Below are 18,690 nucleotides of genomic sequence, written 5' to 3'. Positions count from 1 at the left end.
TCGCGGAGGAACTTATGGCTTTTTCAAAAAAAGACGGCGATCGGCTGGATTTAAGACTTTTCATGGAGGGCGGTCTCCAGTTTTACCGAAAGCATGACTATTTTAATGAACATCTAGAGCAGCTTAAGGGCTACGGATACAAGATTATCCGTCTTGACTGCACGACTTGGGGCGCTTTCACAGAGCATCTGGAGGATTCCCTCGGTCGTATCATAGACAGTCATCTGCATGATCTCGGCGTTGCGCTGAATTTTTTTGCTGTTCCGAGTGGAGGCGTTGTTTTCTCTTTTGAGAATTTCGAAAGGCTTATCCCCCCTAATCTGGGTCTTGTGTACCATTTCCTGGTCGAGATGGTAGAGTTTTCCAGAGTCAGTATACTGTTTGATCAGCGCGTACTGACCCTCATCCAGACCGATAACGAAGATATAGGGATTGATTCATTTTACCCCGGAACTTCGCTCTGGCAGCTTGCCCCTGAGCCGGGAGAGCCTGTTTTTTCTATCGAAGGAAAATCCGTAGAGGATGTTCAGGCGTTTCTAAGGAAATTTAAAGATAGAAACAAACCCAAACCGCCGAAGAGGGAAGTATAGACCGCTTGTTTCATAGCGGGAGGGTATACTTGATAAGTCTATGAAAAAGCAAGGAATATTTGTGAAATAATACTCAATAAATAGGGAAATTTACTCCCGTTATTCTTGCCCTGTACCTTGATCCCGTAAAATTTCCTTTTTGCACCCCGGTTATGGTAGTGTTATAGAAGAAAAAAATACTGAATAATGTACGGGTGTGAGTGTGCCGGAGCCAAACCAACCGAGATTTGCACATTTTGAAAGCACAAAGGTGACGAGCCTTTACGGGCTTTACACACGTCATGCCGAGGTTGCGCGGGATATCCATCAGGATGCCCTCAGGACTTTTACGGGCAACAAACGGCTGACTGTCGATCTTGTGCGAGAGAGTCCTATCGTGCCTGATAATCTGCAGGGTACGCTCGGTCGTCTGCAGCAATACGATGTCGTTTCGGTCAGTTCCGGAGTCGAACTGGGAGCCGTTACCAATAGCAGCGGCGTTGCGAACCAGCAAACTGCGAGAGCATACGAACAGGCGTTCGCAGAGCGCGATATGCCTGTCTTTGTCGAAGCCGCCGGGAACGAAGGTTTGACCCCTCAGACGGGTTTACCCAGAGTCTCCGATTTCGCCCGCAACAGCCTGGTGGTGGGCGAAGCCAACATGGGCCGCGGGAAGCCTTTTGTCGAAGAGCACAGCAGCCGAATTAATCCAACTCTGACTGCCGACAGCCCGTTCAACCGGGGGCAGAAGTATCAGTTTTACAATGTCAGCCCCTCACTGACCGGGCATGAGGGTCTGATCAGCAAATGGATCATCAACAAGGAGATCGATCAAGCTTTTGAGCAGTTCAAGACCACCGACCCGGCCAAGGGGCTTGATGAGATCGGCCTTTCTAATGCCTATGTAAAACTCAGTGATTCCATGCATCGTCAATATGAGATGACCGAGGCGGACCGCGACAAGGATATCGAGCAGGCTTTCGAGCAATTTAAACAGTCAGACCCAGCCAAAGGACTGGATGAATCCGGTCTTACGGATGCCTATAATAAAATCCGTCAGGAGAAGCAGGTCGAATATGAAAAAGCCGAGGCGTACCGTGCAAAAATCAACGCGCAGGTTCAGGGCTATATGGCCAGGCCGGAGACTCTTCATTCGCAGATCATGGCGGAGTTCCGACAGAGCCAGACGATCGACCGCAAGGGGTCTGTCACAGGAATGGACGGCACGTCTTTTTCCGCACCGGAGGTGGCCGGATATATCTCAGGCGCCTTGTACGAACAAACGCGTCGGGAGGATCGGAACCGACCTATCCTGACCAAGGATGAAATCACGACATTGGCCAAGATGGCGACCGTGGATACGCAAACCCGCGAGGGGCGTACGGAACCGATGCCGTCCCGCACGAATACAGCGGGGCAAACCTTCGTCGAAGGGGGCGGGCACGGGGTGTTCCGGCCTGATGTTTTCAGGAAACTCCTGAACGAGGCCTATAAGCGCATCGAGACCAATCCGAATATCGACAGGACTTCCGTGACCGCGACGAGTCTCGCAACGCTTGCCCCCGGCCAGACGGGGGACAGTGCGATGCTTTTTCGCACCCCTCTGCCGGAAGGGCAAGCTATGGTCATCGACCGGATGCGCTTCGATCTGGATTACCGTGTTGACGGCCGGGTGCCCAACCTGGCTGCGGTGATACCGCCGGGGCAAAACCCCTATGCGCTTTCGATCCAGAACGCTGGAGGCGAGGGTTCGAATTTTAGCGGCTGGGCCCGGCAGGAGCAGCATTTCGGCGAAACCCAGCGCACAGACGATACTTGGCGCGTGCGTCTGATCAGCGGTCAGGATTCCACTATGCAAAGTGCCAGCATGACCGTTTACGGATACAATCAGGGCGGGTTGATGGACCAGATGATGCAGTACAGCCAAAGGCTGACCGCAGAGATGGCGCCGAAACCGGATGCCGCTCCGGCGGCTGCGGCACCGGCCGCTACCGCGCCTCAGGATAAGCCGCCCGGAATTAAGTGAGATTTCGGCGAGCTCCGGGCGTTCCGACAATAATAAAAGGAAAAGGAATAAGTTGGTGGACATCGCCCCCCACCTGACGAACCAGATTTTCTCGCTTTTAGAGGAATGGGAGAAGGTTTTCAAGGGTTTTCCTGAAGTTTGTTCTGGACCTTCATAAACCTTCGAACCGTAACTTTTTATGAATCTTCTGCGCCAGACCTGCCCCTAGGTCCGGCTTTTTATTTTCCCAATCACTACAGGATGATCGTTCCCCGCCCAGCTTTCTGGCGCGGTGACGCTATCCTGTTCTTGATCGCAAGGACGTAAAACCCATGCCACAGAACAACAGACATCGCCGCTGCACGATTTCTCTGCGCCTCACTGAGGAAGAACGGGCGCAGATTGCCCAGAAAGCTGGTTCTTTAACGCTGAGTGATTTTATCCGCCAAACCATGCTTTTGGTTCCTTGCCCCAGAAAGCACCGCCTCAAAGCCCCGATCAAAGATCATAAACCCTTGGCGCAGATACTCGCCCTGCTGGGAGCGTCCCGAATGGCCAGCAATTTGAACCAGATTGCCAGAGGCCTGAATACAGGCTCCCTGATTGTCTCGGTGGAAACTGAAGAGATGATAAAGGAAGCCTGCACAGCCATACTCCAGATGCGTGATCTTTTGATACAGGCCTTGGGGCTTTCAAGCGGAGGCCGCTCATGATCCTTGAGGGCAATCAGCGCAGTGGCGCAGGACATCTGGCCCGCCACCTCCTGAACACACAGGACAATGACCATGTTGAAGTCCATGAAATCTCGGGCTTTGTCTCTGATACCGTGCAGGGTGCGTTTCAGGAGATTAAAGCCTCGGCTTATGGGACAAAGTGCAGGCAATATATGTTTTCGGTGTCCCTGAACCCGCCGCACAAAGCAGACGTTCCCGTAGAGGTCTTTGAACAGGCGATTTCAGATATGGGAGACAGGTTGGGCCTGAAGGGTCAGCCGCGTGTAATTGTCTTCCATGAAAAGCAAGGGCGCAGACACGCGCACTGTGTCTGGTCAAGGATTGATCCGCAGACCATGACAGCGATTAACCTGCCGCACTATAAACGTAAACTTAATGAGCTTTCAAAAGAACTGTATCTGAATCACGGCTGGGAGATTCCGCAAGGGTTTATTGATAAAGCCTATCGGAACCCGCTCAACTTCACGCGGGAGGAATGGCAACAGGCCAAACGGACAGATGAAGACCCGCGCCTTTTGAAAGCTCTGTTTATACGGGCATGGGAATCCTCTGACAGCGCAAAGGCCTTCACCCATGCCCTGAAAGAGCATGGATTTTGGCTGGCACGGGGGGAGCGGCGGGGCTTTGTCGCCGTGGATTACAAAGGTGAAATCTATTCTCTCTCCCGCTGGGCAGGGGTAAAGCCGAGGATTTTGCAAGAACGGCTGGGGAATGCGGAAACTTTGCCATCGCTGCAAGAGGTCAGAACCGAAATCGCGCAGGGCATGAGCGAGAAGCTTCAAACTTACATCACGGAAATCAAGCGCAAGAAAGAAAAAGACTTCAAGCCGATCAAACACGCCGCCCAAACCATGCGCGACCATCACCGCGCCGCACGGCAAACGCTGGATAACGAGCAAACCAAGCGCAGACAAGAGGAGGACAAGGCCAGAATGGAGCGCCTGCCACGCGGGTTGTTTGCCCTGTGGCAACGCTTTACGGGGAAATACCAGAAAATCTGTAAGGAAAATGAGATCGAAGCGCAGAATGCCCTTTTACGTGACCGCGCAGAAAAGCAAGCCCTGATCCTGCGTCAGCTTGAAGAACGCCAGCGCCTGCAATCCAAAATCCAGCAACACCGCACGGCTTATTACCGGAGTATGCAAAACCTGCGGCTGGATATGGCGCGGTACGGGGAGATGGGGGAGAGCAAGATATTGCAGAAACACAAAAGCCATACAGTAAGTATTATTGAAGATTAACCTCCATAATACTAGGCTTTTACCAAAGCCCATGCTTCAATCCAAATTTGAGTATACAACTGCATATTAGCAGCAAGGCAGCAAGCATAAAATGTGTTTTTTAAAATAATGCTTGCTATTATTCAGCAAGCATATTAATTAGTAATTATAGCAAGCATTTTAGGAGATATAATTTTGCAAAGCAGTCAAAGTTTAGGAGGAAAAGCGAGAGCGCAAAAACTCTCGCCAGAGCAGCGTCAAGAGATTGCCACACAAGCTGCTACTGCAAGGTGGTCAAAAGAGATTGACCCCAATGTATTGCCCACAGCAAGTTACCAAGGAGAGCTATACATTGGTGATGTGGAACTTGATTGTTATGTTCTTAATGATAAGAGGCGCTTGTTTCATAAGAAAGAAATGGCAAATGCTCTTGGGCTGAAATCTCAAGGCGGAAATGCCTTTTTGCGGACAATGACAAGAAAGGGCATTTCTCAAAAAATAACTGATCCGCTTCAAGAAAAAATTGATAATCCTATTAAGTTCAAAAACACATCCGGGATTTTAACACATGGATATGAAGCTGCCACCTTAATTGAGGTTTGTGACACAATCATTCAGGCGGATAATGAAGGGAAATTGGCAGATTCCCAAAAATTTCTTGCAAGAAACGCGCAAATTATTATCCGGTCTGCAGCTAAATTAGGAATAGTTGCTCTTATTGATGAGGCTACTGGCTATATTGCAGATAAGAGGAAAGAAGAATATCGAGAGCTTTTTCGTGATTTTATTGCTCATGAGTGTCGAGAATGGGCGAAGGAGTTTCCAGATCAGTTTTTTGACATGATTTATAGGATATACGGTTTAAAACGAGAAAATCCGAAGTCATTTCAACACCCCGCGTTTTTTGGAAAATTTATTAGGAAGTATATTTATTTTCCGTTAGCTGGCAGCAATGGGGCGATACTAGAAGAGTTGGATAAAAAAACCCCAACGGTTTATGTTAATGGTGGGCGCAAACATAAGCTACATCAATATTTGAGTCAGGAATTAGGCTTGGATACCTTCAGAGCACATCTATGGCAAGTGATAGGTATTGGTAACGCATCTAAAAGCAAGATTGATTTTGAGAGATCATTTAAGCGAGCATTTCCGCAAATGGGCGATCAGATTGAGCTTGATTTTACAGATTAAGAGGTTTTTGAATGCAAGATGATGCAATAGTTTTTTCTTTTAGTGGTGGAATAGCAGACAGTCACGAACTTAACTTTTATGAGGCTGCTAGGTTTCAATACGCGGCTGCAAAATTGATTTATAAGATCGAACACTTTAGGCAAAAAGGCATAGTATTAGATCGAATTTCAAAAAAAATTGAAGCAGATATTAGAGTTTCGGCGGCCAAGGAAGGTTCTTGGGAACTTTCTGTAATACTTGAAAAAATTCCCAACATAGCTCAATGCACTTTAAAAGTCCCTCTCACTTCTCTTTTCTCTTACATCATGAATAAATTAAAGCCTCCTTCAAAAGGTAAAGAGTTAGCTATGGAGCTTGCCCAAATAGAGCTTTCCCGCGAAAGAGAAAGAACACTTCAATCATCTGAGGAGACTAAAAGATTGCAAATAATGGCAGATATTTTAGGAGCTAAGGAAGCGACTGCCCAGCAAGCTTTGGAGGTTATTGCTGGTTATAGCTTACCACAAGTAAACCATCTTAAACCTAATGCTATTGAAACAGAATTTGAGAAAGATTATATACAACAGGAATTGCTTGCCGAAATAGAATTTGAAAAAACTTCTGAGCCAATTAAGTCCGTTCTTTCATCAATTAGTGATGAACAATTAGTACAGTTGTCAGACTTATTTAGAAAACATAGCCAAGAATTAGCGCTTCCTTTAAGAGGATCAGCAAATTCTCTTTCAATTTCATTAGGACAATCGGATCAGAAAGTATGCGTATTCGATAGGCAATCTTTAGAAAACCTAGGGGAGGTGAATATCGACAAAACTCCAACCTATATCGAAGGGATTGTTAGAGCTTACGATAAGGATACTGGCTGGGGTAAATTTAGAAATGAAGTGCAGTTTATTAAACCTATCGCGTTTCAAGTTCCAATGAGTATTAAAAAGAAAAAACTTGCTATTATATCTGAGGCATTACGTTCAGAGCGGATTGGAGCGTCGTTTTATTTTGTTAGAGATGCCTCTAATCAACCTATTAGGTTAATTCTTGAAGACATTGTAAGTGTTGATTTACCAAAATAATTACCATAGACACCAACTGTCTGTCTTGAAATATACAAGACAAATCAACTGGTTATGTTTTAAATTAATTATTTAAACAGTTTAAGGACTAAACTAGTTTAGAAATTTAAATTGCTTTAAAATTTATAAAATTGTACACTATCCTTAATATGCCCGATGCCTCTTCACGCAAGTGTACGCATCGGCTTTCTTTTTTTAGGGATCATGTTTTCCAAAGTGGCCATTCTTTTGCGCCTTCTATAAATCCCATATCTTCCAATTTGATTGCTTGGTTTTTAACCTCTGGAAATGTATTCAGCAATTCAATAAATCTTTCACCCCATCTGGCATCAGGACAGATCACCTTTAAAACACTTTGCATCATGCAAAAATATAGAAACGGCCTTGAATTGTTTAAGGGGTATAGCTTTAATTTTGAGCGCGGAATTATAGCCCTTTCCAAGACATTGCAATTCCAAAGCCTGCTATGATGTGCAGCAGTATTGCGGATAAAGTTAAAGCCTCTAAGCCATGTTTCAAATTCTGTTCCCGCGTTAAGACCAAATTTCTTTTCTATATTGATTTTGTCTTGATGTTTCATGCCCGCATAGAGCTTTGACATTGCCCCAAAATCAAATATTTCAATAGCTACCCAAATAGGTAATTTGCCATATTTTTTCAAATTATGGGCTACAAAGGGTTTGCGCTTAGAACGATCTACAAGCCGATTGTAATCCTCAATCCACAGGTCATATTCTGATTGTCCGCTTCTTCTGGGTCTTGAAAAATTACCGTGAAGTTCATTCGGACTTTCATGAGCAAAAGGATCGCGTTTTCCTAGAAGATAAGCAATATCAACCTGAACAGATAGTTCAATACGCTCTACCGCATCAAGGGCAAGCAAGCGAAGCCTGCGATCAAAATCATATAATGAGATAATATCAGAAAAACGTGTTTCAGGGATAAAGTCGTCCTGCCGCGCACCATTATCAAATTTACGAAAGGGATACCAATAGCCACTCAGCCTATAATAGCCAACACGTTCTAAAAATATTAATGCTTCCGATTTGTCATCAATAATCATCCCCCTTGATTGGAGGATGCCTATTTGCTCTTCAAATGATTTCCAGTCTTTTGCGCTATTACTCATAAGACATATCATTTCCGCAAATAGCTGTTTAAGCAAGTAATTTTTGAGGTATCATTTTGCATTTACTTGTTCCCGTAGGATTAAATTTCCCGTATCTAAATCAAACTTATAATCTACGATTGAACCGTCTTTCAGTCTGGATACAGCTTCGGCAATCGTTTCATATTTTAATAAAAACCATTCTCTAGGTTTGATTTTCTTCCCGAAACGGTCGGCTATATCAATATCAAGCCGTGCTTCTGCGAAGAAGCTATGTAGAAGATATTCCAGCTTAACTTTGTCAATGTTGTAGAGAATATATGTTGCGACAGGATGAACGGCCGCCATAAGAAATGTTGGATCATCCTTGGCGTTTTGAATACGAATCTCCATTTTTCCAGAGGTGAATCCGATTTTATGGAGCATTCCATCGTATTTCTTGATTTCTGGATCGGGTGACAGGCTTCTAACCACATAGATCATGCCCGTTTGTAAGTCCCCTTCTTCTGGCTGAGAATCAAAAAGGCCGCCAACTTCTGGATTAGATACGCGGCGCCCGTTTTTATCCTTATACAGTTCTGTAGCTAATGATCGAAGAAGGTTCTTTCCCTCCATACCATTGTCAAATATTAGTCTTAAGCGAGCATTTTTTTTGCCATTTCGAATGTGTGTTTCCCCCACTTCGGCAACATAAACCATGACACCGTTCAGTATGAAAAATTCACCAGCATTGATTTCCTGCTCTTTTGAAAATTTAAGCGTTTTGCGCTTACCAGTATTGATTTCTTGGGAACATTTTTCGAAAAGAGGCTTAAAGCTCTCAAAATCAAGACATGGGCGGCGGTCAGAAATCATATCTGGTCTATCAGCCGCAGATAGCACATGAACCAAATTAAAAATATCGTCTTTCGGGGTGGTTAAAAGATCATCGTCCAGATCAAGGATTTCATCCAATGTTTTAGGAGACTTCACTGGAACAGAAGGTAACAGCCCGTGCCTGTCATGTTCGAGTAAAAAGTCATGCCTATTTGCATCATTCAGAATGCCGGAAAGTTTGATCTTAAGGCTACGCTCGAAAACAGAAGGATTTTTGCCTTCTGCGGGTTTTCGCTTATGCTTGTCTATGAATAAATTAATTTCTTCAAATACACTAAGGATTCTTTGATCTTCTGTTCCGGCATGGTTGCTAGAGAGCTTCACGTCCAAAAGATCATCATCTAGGGCAAGAATATCATCTAAAGTCATTCTTGGCATATCCTGAAATCCTATGCCGATTGCTGAGAACGCAATTTTTCACGTTTCTTGTTGCGTATCCATTCAAGGGCTTCTGCCATTCGTCGTTCCATAGGGTCGGAAGAAACCATACTTGGCTCTCGCCCATGTGAATCCTTGAAAGCACGAATACGCGGATATAATGAGGTAGCCTCTTCCTCCGTCATTTTGATTTTTGTAGCGGTAATTGCACCATGAATTACCTTTAGAATATCGGCATCAATAGATTTTGACATAACCTCGTAGGCAAGCTGGAACGGGTTTATAGAGTCAATAAGATCAACATCCAAATCCCGAACATTCACGAATTTATTAACCAACTTTATTAGGTTATTGTTTAGCTCCGGCATTCCGCCCTCTGCCGAGGTTTTGAATACAGCATTTGCCATGACGTGCTGCCTAATTTCTTCAACTTCTTGCTCTGATAATTCTGGATATTTTTTCTCAATAACCTTAGGGATGTAAACCTGTGAAACTACTTCAGGTGCAATCTCATCAGGGTTAATCGCTGCCCTGATAACACGTTCGTCTTGCATAATTTTTGCCATTAAATCAACTAGATCGTTTTGTACGATTTGCTTAACACGGGGCGTGCTAGGTTCTGCGAAACCCTTGATCGCAACTGTTGTTTCGCTCTGAGTGTAATCAATATCTACGACTTTCACAGAGCCGTCGAGATTATCGCCTGTTGGGTGGGTCTTGAACTTAAAATTGGGGGCTAGAACCTGCTCCATAAGCAGCGAAGCAGCTATGGCTTTGAGCATATCGTTTACAGCAGAGGTTACATTTTCTTGGCTGGTATCCGGCTCTGCAATCAGATTGGTAAACTGGGCGTGGGCTTTGTTAGGGCAATCACGGGTGGAGCGGCCAATAATCTGGATAATTTCTGTCAATGATCCACGATAACCAATCGTAAGAGCGTGTTCACAGTACGTCCAGTCAAAACCTTCTTTCGCCATGCCAAGGGCTATGATAATGTCCAGATCATCCGCACTGGACACATTTCGCAAGGTTTCCATGACACGGTTTCTGGTCTTTGCGTCATCTTCGACCAGATCGGCAACACGCAGTAATTTACCGCATTTGTGCTTTATGATGTGCAAACCTGTGTCAGGGCAGGTTTCCTGCCATTCGCCCAGATGGTCAATAATCCTGTCAACTTCGACGTATTTTTCACTGGTGCTTTCAGCAGAGTTGACGTTCGGGATGTGAATGATGGTTTTCTTAGGGTCAAGAACCTCCATAATCGCATCGAGGTAATTTCCCCGATAGAAATGATAACCAATTCCAAGGGTTTTAAGATGGGTATAGCCGTTAAGCTGCTCATAGTAGGTATAGCTTACACGGGTGAATTTCTCTTCATCCTCAGGCCGCAGGACAGGCAGGCTATCGCCTCTGAAATAGCTTCCTGTCATAGCGACAATATGGGCGCGGCCATCATCAAGAAGTTTACGCACGACCTCGCCAAGGCGGTTATCGGCATCCGCAGAGGCATGGTGAAACTCATCAATCGCCAGCAGGCATTTGGCAAAAGGTTCTACCCCGATTTTATCAAAGGCAAAGCGCAACGTGGCATGGGTGCAAACCAGAATTTTGGCGTCACTTTCCATGAAGGACTGAAATTTGCTAACCTTCCCTGCATCCCCTCCGGCAGTACAAAGATTCCATTGCTCATCCACGCTCCAATCACGAGAAAACCCGTATTTTGTAAGCTCTGTTGATTTGAAGGATGAACCGATTGAGCGTTCCGGCACAGCTACTATAACCTTTTGAATGCCTTGGTTTTCGAGTTTGTCGAGACCAATAAACATCAAAGCACGGGATTTGCCCGATGCTGGCGGTGCTTTTACCAGAAGATATTGAGACCCGCGCTCTGCAAAGGCTCTGGCTTGCATGGCTCTCATGCCCATAGCATTTTGCTTCTGGCTTTCCCCTGTTTGGTCGTATGCTACCTCAACAAAATTTGGCATTTATATCACCTTTTCTAAAATGGTATTTCATCCTCAAATTCATCTATTTCTGAGGATTTATTTTCTTTTGTGATTAGCTTTTGCCGCTCTTTTTGCGGCAGCAATTCAACTTTATTAGATTTATCCCAAAACACTTTTTTTATTCTTTCCAGAAGATTTATTAAAGGTTCTAAATTTTCTGCGCTTTCGCCTATTGTCGAAGATAAATCAAGCATTCGAGAAAACAGCGCATCAACAGTTGTTTGATCCCTATCCACTTCTGATTGCAAAGAGGCGATTTTTGAAAATATATGATCTCTCTTCTTAACATCTTTAACTTCTTGATTCACAATTTTTCTAATCTTTTCCAAAAGCGATCCAATTTCAGCTTTATACGAGCTTTCTATGTATATAAGCGTCCCAACTGTTCCTTCGCCAATCCTATGTTTTCTGATGCTAAATCGTGTTACGGCATAGCCAATTTTTGCTTTTAGTTCTTCAAATTTTTCATAAAATTCGTAACCCCTGAGGCTACCACAGTCTGCTATGTCAAGATCAAGATTATATTCATCAATAAAAGCCATGATTGAGTTTAGATAGGCTCTTTCAGGGGCATAAGAGCCTATATAATTACCGTTCATGTCTGTATTTTCTCTGACATTTCTGTCGTATTCAACTGTGCCGTTGTATTCATGTCGTAACTGTCTTTCAAATTCAATGAATGCTTCTTCTCCGCTTGAGGGGAGTTTTGAATAATCAATATTATCAAAAATCATTTTTTACCCCCTTTTGCGGTCATTTTTTCATACATTTTGAACAAGTGTTCGAGGCGTTCGGTATCGTCTTTGAAAGGGCGGCCTATGTAGATTTTTTCAAGGCAATCATCGAGAGATTTGTGCGCGGCGAGTAGGTCGGCTGGCGTTGTTTTGGGATCGTAAAGCCATGCGATTGTTTTGCCAGTGTAGGATTGCCGTATTCCTAAGATATTCCAAGCATGGTTTTCCAGCTCTTCTTTATCTTCTTTAGTCAAAGCTGGGAGCGGAAATGTGTTGTAACCGAGGGTATTTGAATAGCGCACTCGTGTTTCTAGCTGGCCGCAAACGGCTTTTATCCATATGTTATGCAGTTTTGAGGCAACTATCGAAAATACATATATAGGGCAGTCATATATTCCAAAAGCCAGATTACTAATACAAGATTTTGAATCTGATAAGTCCACGGGTATATAAGGTCTATTTTCCGAGGAAACACTGGGAATAATCAGGTAGTGTTCCTGAGCAATATTCATCTCTCTAAATTGGTGTGCGCGCTCTGCCATTTTATTTGCGCCACTATCTTTGCTTTTTAATCTAAGAGCATGAACATTTTTAATGCGCTGTGCTATAGGCGGTATGCTGTTTGCGAAAGGTAGATCATCATTTTGAATCCACAAACACCACCTCTCAATACCCTTGATAAGCTCTTGTGATCCATAGAAACGTCGTATCAATTTTTCTGCTTGAGGGTATTTACCAATAAGCTCGTTTTTTTCTTCAGCGGATAGAATGAGATTACCACCATCTACAGGTTTATTGCCGTAATCCATGTTAGGCAAGCTGTTAAGCGGCTTTGATGATTTTTGAACTATAACATTAGGCATTTCAATGAGATATGCCCCAATGTTTTTTACATTACGGGCAATTTCATCATGAAATAGTATTTTTTTTTGGTCACAATTTTTTCTAATTCCAATAATTGAGCAGGTAACACCTGCGTTATTTGTTGCCAGATTACTCCATTTGAAAGATTGGTGTGCAAAACCTATTTCTAAACCCATTTTGAATATCAAAGGCCAGAGCAGAGCTACTTGTTCACCCTGACAAATCGAATTGGTCGCTACAAAAGCGCATTCTGCCTGATGTTTGGTGCAGTAGTGCGCTCCTTTTAGATACCAAGCCGTTACATAGTCTAGGTTTTTATAGTTTTTGGTTATGGGGGAAAATACCGACGCCATATCCTGCTTCTGTTCTGGATTTTGGAAAGTGCTTCCTAAATATGGCGGGTTTCCTACGATATAGGTTTCAATTTCTGGATCATTTACGGGTGGGCAAATTTCTTCCCAGTTTTCTCGCAGGGCATTGCCACTGGTGATATGACCGCCTTCATTCAATGGAAAAGGGTCTGGCATTTCTCCGAATAGATTTTTGAATCTCTGATTCATCTGATATTCGGCAATCCAGAGCGATAATTTGGCGGTTTCTGCGGCAAAATCGGCAAGCTCTATGCCATAGAAATTTGAGATTTTAACATGGGTTTCATAACGGTTTCGGATCGTGCCGCCGTCCAGATCATCCTCACGCTGGAATATTCGCATTTCGAGCTTTCTAAGCTCTCGATAGGCTATAATCAGGAAGTTTCCAGAGCCACAGGCTGGATCAAATACCCTGATTTTTGAAATGCGAGTAAGCAGCTTTTGAAGCCGTGCGCGTTCATCACGCCGTCCCTGCGCTTCCTCAAATTCTTCTTCCAAAGACATGAGAAAAAGCGGATGCAGAACCTTCATGATATTGGGAACGGACGTATAGTGCATTCCCAGATCACCGCGCATATCGGTATCCACGACCGCTTGGATCATCGAGCCAAAAATATCGGGGTTAATTTCGCGCCAATCCAGCCTTGCCGCTTCAATCAGGAGGCGTTTAGCGCGTTTGCTGAACTTCGGAACTTCAGTTTTATCGGCAAACAGGCCGCCATTAACATAGGGAAAAGCGGATATATGCGTTGAAATATTGCCCCGCTTCTCTTTCGAGGTGTTCATGATCTCAAAAAGCTGTGTCAGAAGGTCTTGGATATATTCGCCGTTATCACCGCCGTAATCTGATACAGTTTGTACGAATAAATCTTCTTTGAAACTGCCTGTATCCTCTGAAAATAAGCAAAACAAAACTCGCATCATAAATTGGTTGAGGGCATGGCGTTTTTCAGGCGTATGCCATCCAGCATTCACCTGCATGATTTCGTCATGGAATTTTGCTAAAAGTCCTGCGGCTTTAATATCTGCGCAGTTTTCCTCTACTGCCTTATATACATCTATTCCGGCTACAGATAAGAAAAAACCGAAGCGGTCACTCAATTTTATAAAATCACAATGGAGAGAATCATCTGTTTTCAAATCGAGGGCGGATACTTCCTTGCCGTCAGTAACCAATATCAATCTGGGCTTGTAGGTTTTTATAACTTTAAGGGCTTTGATTTCATCAAGTGCTTTGGCTGTATCTCCGCTTTGTATTTGGCGGAAATATATCTTTCTCTGCCAAAGCAAATCTCCGTTTATATCGGCCTTGTTTTGTGTGCCTTTGCGAAATTTATCAAGTGTGCTTTTGGGGGCTTTGTATATTTCCAGAAAACGATAGATGAATGTAGCCGGATCAAAATTTTCATTGACCAGATCACCAAGTTCTATTCCGATTTCTGCTATATTCACTTTTAGTGTTCCACGGCAATACGTTTGAGCGCAAAATAATTAGTAAGTTATGTAAGAATTTAATATCGTACATATTACATCGTATCTGTGGAAAGAAGTTTGGCAAATACTTTCTTCGCCCGTGCGCCGCCATAGTCGCGCACGGCCTTGGCAAGGATGATCCTCTCCATAGAAAGCGCCTTTTTTTGAACCTGCTTCAATACCTGCTCCCTGTCTTCGGCAAGCTGGCCAAGGTTATTTACAACATCCACCAGCAAGAATTCAGGGGTTGGTTTGGACGGAAAATGCGGTTTCATCGCAAAGCGGAATGTCCTGCCGCCTAGTTTAAACTGGCCATGCCGCTTGTGATTATAAACTACCGTTTCATTATAAAGCTGCGTCATGCCAAGCCCCAAAGCGTTATAAAGATTTGGGGAGGTCAGCAGGAAACGATGATCCTTGAGAAACGCCTCAACCAGCGTTTCATCATCGGCAGGGGTTGCGCCAAACGCGGTCATCTTCGGGCGATAATACATGCCGCCAGAGAGCTTCACCAGCACCCCTTCTTCTTGTAACTGGTGCAGGTGACGATCAACGGCATTTGACCATTGTTCAAGGTCAGCGCGGCGATAAACTTCGCCCTCCCGAAGATGATGTTTAACTTGCTCAAGCGCACTCATGGCATTTTCTCCATACTTCCACTCTACAGGAAGATTAGCTAGACTGCATGATTTTTCATTAATGATTCATGCTATTTTATGATTATGAAGGGATTGCATAAGGTTAAGCCTTTGCCAGAAGCAGTTGCTGGAACAAAAGGTCGAGGGTTCCACAGGGGCTATGAAATGCCCTTTGGCGCGTATCCAATCGGCGGACGGTTGGTCTGGGTTCCAAGGGGCACGAAGGCTCTTTGGTCTTGATGAGATCATCATGGGGGTATCGGGGGAGCTTGAAGGTTCCCTTGATTGGTGATGCAACGGCCAGACGGTGCATGGCGCAAGAATGATGAACGGGAGCGCCACGGGAGGGGGATGCAACGGGGGAGGTTTACCCTTCCCCTTGCCAAGCGTGGTGTAATACACCACACAGCTTGCGGATCGTGGGGAGGTGGTTTTTGAGGCGGCGAACCCCTGCTTTGGCGGAGTCTTCGAACCGCTTTTGTCTTTTGGTGGCTGGATAAGAAAAAGGCGGTTTCAGGTTGCCCCGAAACCGCCTGTCGAGAGAAGACTTTGCCTTATGTGGCGGCGGGGACTTTTTCGGTGTCGGCGGTCTGATAGCCGCGATAGCCGTATTTCTGGGCAAGATCTTGGAAGCTGCCGTTGCTCTTGAAACTGCGCCGCCAGTCTTTGGGCTTGTAGTACCAGCATCGGCGCTGCGGGTTCCACTGCAGCCCTGCGGATTTCAGGGCGTCCTTGTTGCGCTTGGTATCGCCGGAGACCCAAATCCAGTATCCGATCAGGGCAATGTCGAGATTGCGGAGCTTGAGAAGCTCTAGCAGCTTGTCCATGAGTTCCTGTTCAATGTCGGCCTTGTAGGTATATTCGCGCTCTTCGGTGCGCTGACCGTGGCAGGATTTCAGAGCCGCCTGATACTGGGCGTTGATCTCTTTCATCGTGTTTTCATCGCCGCCAAGGTCGGGATGGTGAGCTTTGGCAAGGTCGCGGTATCGGGTTTTGATCTCCCCCACCGTATGCAGGTCGTGAAAATATCGGATCGTATTCATGGCGTGTGCCTCCTTTTTGTGTTGATGGAGAGCCACACGGGCGAAGGGCATCAGGCGCAAAAGCAATAGCCAACACGGAATTTTGGAGCGGGCCGCGCTATTGCTTTTGCGCCGCCTTCGCCCAGCCTCCATCGTCAAACACGAAAAGGCAGGCATAGTCCCTGAACGTCTTACGAGGGCTTAGATTTTTACGAAGTTTTGCAGCGCTGAACTATGCAAGGTCGGCGCAGATGTGACTCTGTCAGCCGACCTTTTTTCTGGCGTTTTTGATCGGATTTTGATATATGTATTTGCATACACGCCACAATTCCATCATCGGAGAATTAACCGCAAAGCCGCCCAAGGGCGGCTTTTAGCGTTGGTACACTTCAGACATATCGGAAACACAACACTATGCGGGCAAAAGACTTTGCCTGCACAGGAGAGACTCATGCAACCAGACACGGAAAAATACAGAGCGTTCCTGCGTCCCCTTGGCCTTGCCAAAGACCATGAAGATGAAATCATCGCCTTCGCATGGGGCATTATGCGCGAATGCGTGGCCTCGGCTTTTAATCAGCACCCTGTGCAAGTGGCACGGACACAAAAAATCATCAACACATGGCCCAGAACGATCAATATACCTCGGCAAATTCTAAGCGATGTGGTAGACGTTAATCATCCCCAAATGAAAGAGACGTTCTGCGCCGCCGCAGGCGTGGAAACACAGGAGAATAACCCATGATTCAAAAAGCTGTCATCTATGCGCGGGTTTCTTCGGTGAAGCAGGTGACCGAAGGAAACGGCCTTGCCTCGCAAGAAACACGATGCCGTGATTATGCCAAGCACAAGAACTATGAGGTTATTGACGTGTTTCGGGATGAAGGGTTGTCAGGCAAGCTCTTGGATCGTCCGAATATGAAAGCGATGCTGGGTTATCTCAAGAAACATAAAAACGATCATCTTGTCGTTATTATAGACGACATCTCCAGACTGGCCAGAGATATTGAAACCCATATTCGTTTAAGGACTTCGATTACCGATGCAGGCGGCAAGCTGGAATCACCTTCGATTGAGTTTGGCGAGGATTCTGACAGCCGCTTGGTCGAGCATCTGCTGGCGTCTGTGGCCGCGCACCAGCGCGAGAAAAATGCTGAACAGGTCAAAAACCGGATGATGTCCAGAATGCAAAACGGGTATTGGACCTTTTATCCGGTCCCCGGATATATCTACGCTAAGGAAAAAGGCTCCGGCGGGAAAATTCTAGTGCGGGATGAGCCTCTGGCCTCCATCATTGCCGAGGGGCTGGAAGGGTATGCCTGCGGGCGGTTTGAAACGATTTCCGAACTCCGGCATTTCTTTATGGGTACGCCGCATTTTCAGCGCGACCGCAAAGGTAAAATCTATTTCTCGCAGGTCAGGGATATGCTGGATCGCGTTTTTTATGCAGGCTACATCGACAAACCCGAATGGGGACTGTCGATGGTTAAGGGCAGGCACGAACCCCTTATCAGCTACGAGACCTACCGCAAGATACAAGACCGCCTCCACGGGCAAGCCAAAGCCCCTGCTAAGCTGAATATCAATGCGGACTTCCCGCTAAGAGGATTTGTCATATGCGCCTGCTGCGAAAGGCCGATGGCCGCTTGCTGGTCCACGGGACGTAATGGCAAGTATCCCTATTACCTGTGCCGCACAAATGGGTGTGAGCGCGATGGGAAATCTATCCGCCGTGAACAGCTCGAAGGCGATTTTGAGAGCCTCCTGGCCGATCTGAAGCCTTCGGAGCATGTGTTCTTTATGGCTGCCGCCATGTTTACGGACCTCTGGAATGCCAAACGCGAGGCCGTCAAAACGGACACGGAAACATTGCGCCAGCAAGCACTCCAGCTTGATCGCAAATCCACTCATTTTTTTCAGAGGATTGCACAGAATGAAAACCCTACACTGATCGCCGCCTACGAGAACCAGATAAGAATTCTGGAAGAGGAGAAGATCAGGTTGGATGAGAAAATCGCGCAATGCGGTCGCCCTTTGGCTCCGTTCGATGAAACCTTTCGAACCGCGTTCTCTTTCCTCTCAAACCCGCAGAAAATATGGGCTAAAGGCAACCTCGAACACAAACGCGCCGTGATAAAACTCACCTTTACCAGCAAACTGGCCTATGACAAGAAAACGGGTTTTCGAACCGCTGAAACCTCGCTGCCAGTCAGGCTTTTACAGGAGTTGTCACTGGGGAGGACAGAAATGGTGGCCCTATCGGGATCGAACCATATTATTAAGTATTTGTTGTTAAACATATTATTAATTCATATTTATTGTCTTGCCCCCTATCCTGCCCCCAATCAAAGTTTTTACCACAGGTTTTTCACGCTCAATAGCTCAGTGAAAGGCATTACCGCATAACCGTCTCAATGGAAGCTTTGACGAG

The 18,690-nt window shown here is 45.6% G+C and carries 15 protein-coding genes; 8 read left to right on the top strand and 7 right to left on the bottom strand.

Annotation, left to right across the window (positions count from 1 at the left end; all coding sequences use genetic code 11):
• Positions 1–14: 14 nt before the first annotated feature.
• The 6 genes from IPN28_02170 to IPN28_02145 all read left to right on the top strand — a co-directional run bounded on the left by IPN28_02170 (position 15) and on the right by IPN28_02145 (position 6,786).
• Positions 15–590 carry a hypothetical protein gene (locus IPN28_02170; protein QQS57650.1) on the top strand — a complete coding sequence of 192 codons (576 nt, stop codon included), beginning with the start codon at positions 15–17 and terminating at the stop codon, positions 588–590.
• A gap of 250 nt (positions 591–840) precedes the next feature.
• A complete protein-coding gene (locus tag IPN28_02165) occupies positions 841–2,595 on the top strand; it encodes a hypothetical protein (protein ID QQS57649.1) in 1,755 nt (584 codons plus the stop codon).
• 311 nt (positions 2,596–2,906) lie between these two features.
• On the top strand, positions 2,907–3,287 hold the full coding sequence (mobC, locus tag IPN28_02160; protein ID QQS57648.1) for a plasmid mobilization relaxosome protein MobC: 381 nt from the start codon (positions 2,907–2,909) through the stop codon (positions 3,285–3,287).
• Complete coding sequence (locus tag IPN28_02155) at positions 3,284–4,549, top strand: relaxase (protein QQS57647.1); 1,266 nt, start codon at positions 3,284–3,286, stop codon at positions 4,547–4,549. Before mobC ends, IPN28_02155 begins: the two co-directional genes overlap by 4 nt.
• A gap of 174 nt (positions 4,550–4,723) precedes the next feature.
• Positions 4,724–5,719: a hypothetical protein gene (locus IPN28_02150; GenBank protein QQS57646.1), complete on the top strand. Its 996-nt coding sequence runs from the start codon at positions 4,724–4,726 to the stop codon at positions 5,717–5,719.
• Between the two features lie 11 nt (positions 5,720–5,730).
• Positions 5,731–6,786 carry a hypothetical protein gene (locus IPN28_02145; GenBank protein ID QQS57645.1) on the top strand — a complete coding sequence of 352 codons (1,056 nt, stop codon included), beginning with the start codon at positions 5,731–5,733 and terminating at the stop codon, positions 6,784–6,786.
• Between the two features lie 202 nt (positions 6,787–6,988).
• Here the strand turns inward: IPN28_02145 and IPN28_02140 are convergent, their stop codons facing one another.
• The 7 genes from IPN28_02140 to IPN28_02110 form a co-directional block, all read right to left on the bottom strand.
• Positions 6,989–7,915, bottom strand: coding sequence for an Abi family protein (locus IPN28_02140; protein QQS57644.1), 927 nt, complete (start codon positions 7,913–7,915; stop codon positions 6,989–6,991).
• 51 nt (positions 7,916–7,966) lie between these two features.
• Positions 7,967–9,139: a GIY-YIG nuclease family protein gene (locus tag IPN28_02135; protein QQS57643.1), complete on the bottom strand. Its 1,173-nt coding sequence runs from the start codon at positions 9,137–9,139 to the stop codon at positions 7,967–7,969.
• A gap of 20 nt (positions 9,140–9,159) precedes the next feature.
• Positions 9,160–11,136, bottom strand: a complete 1,977-nt coding sequence (locus tag IPN28_02130; protein ID QQS57642.1) for a DEAD/DEAH box helicase family protein — start codon at positions 11,134–11,136, stop codon at positions 9,160–9,162.
• A 14-nt stretch (positions 11,137–11,150) separates the two neighbouring features.
• Positions 11,151–11,891 (bottom strand): hypothetical protein, encoded by a 741-nt coding sequence (locus IPN28_02125; GenBank protein ID QQS57641.1) that lies wholly within the window; start codon positions 11,889–11,891, stop codon positions 11,151–11,153.
• The gene (locus IPN28_02120; protein QQS57640.1) at positions 11,888–14,578 is read right to left on the bottom strand and encodes a class I SAM-dependent DNA methyltransferase; all 2,691 of its coding nucleotides are present in this window, start codon (positions 14,576–14,578) and stop codon (positions 11,888–11,890) included. The genes IPN28_02125 and IPN28_02120 overlap by 4 nt, the downstream gene beginning before the upstream one ends.
• A gap of 74 nt (positions 14,579–14,652) precedes the next feature.
• Positions 14,653–15,237 (bottom strand): hypothetical protein, encoded by a 585-nt coding sequence (locus IPN28_02115; GenBank protein QQS57639.1) that lies wholly within the window; start codon positions 15,235–15,237, stop codon positions 14,653–14,655.
• A 554-nt stretch (positions 15,238–15,791) separates the two neighbouring features.
• Positions 15,792–16,280, bottom strand: a complete 489-nt coding sequence (locus IPN28_02110; GenBank protein ID QQS57638.1) for a hypothetical protein — start codon at positions 16,278–16,280, stop codon at positions 15,792–15,794.
• A 430-nt stretch (positions 16,281–16,710) separates the two neighbouring features.
• Here IPN28_02110 and IPN28_02105 point away from each other — a divergent pair, with 430 nt between their 5' ends.
• Together IPN28_02105 and IPN28_02100 are read left to right on the top strand one after the other, a co-directional pair.
• Positions 16,711–17,004, top strand: coding sequence for a hypothetical protein (locus IPN28_02105; GenBank protein ID QQS57637.1), 294 nt, complete (start codon positions 16,711–16,713; stop codon positions 17,002–17,004).
• Positions 17,001–18,665: a recombinase family protein gene (locus tag IPN28_02100; GenBank protein ID QQS57636.1), complete on the top strand. Its 1,665-nt coding sequence runs from the start codon at positions 17,001–17,003 to the stop codon at positions 18,663–18,665. The genes IPN28_02105 and IPN28_02100 overlap by 4 nt, the downstream gene beginning before the upstream one ends.
• The last annotated feature ends 25 nt before the right edge of the window (positions 18,666–18,690 follow it).

The sequence above is a fragment of the Alphaproteobacteria bacterium genome (genome assembly GCA_016699735.1).
Taxonomy (GTDB): Bacteria; Pseudomonadota; Alphaproteobacteria; order Micavibrionales; family Micavibrionaceae; genus JAGNKE01.
The sequence above is the reverse complement of the archived record's forward strand: the minus strand, read 5'-3'. Positions and strand labels throughout refer to the sequence as shown.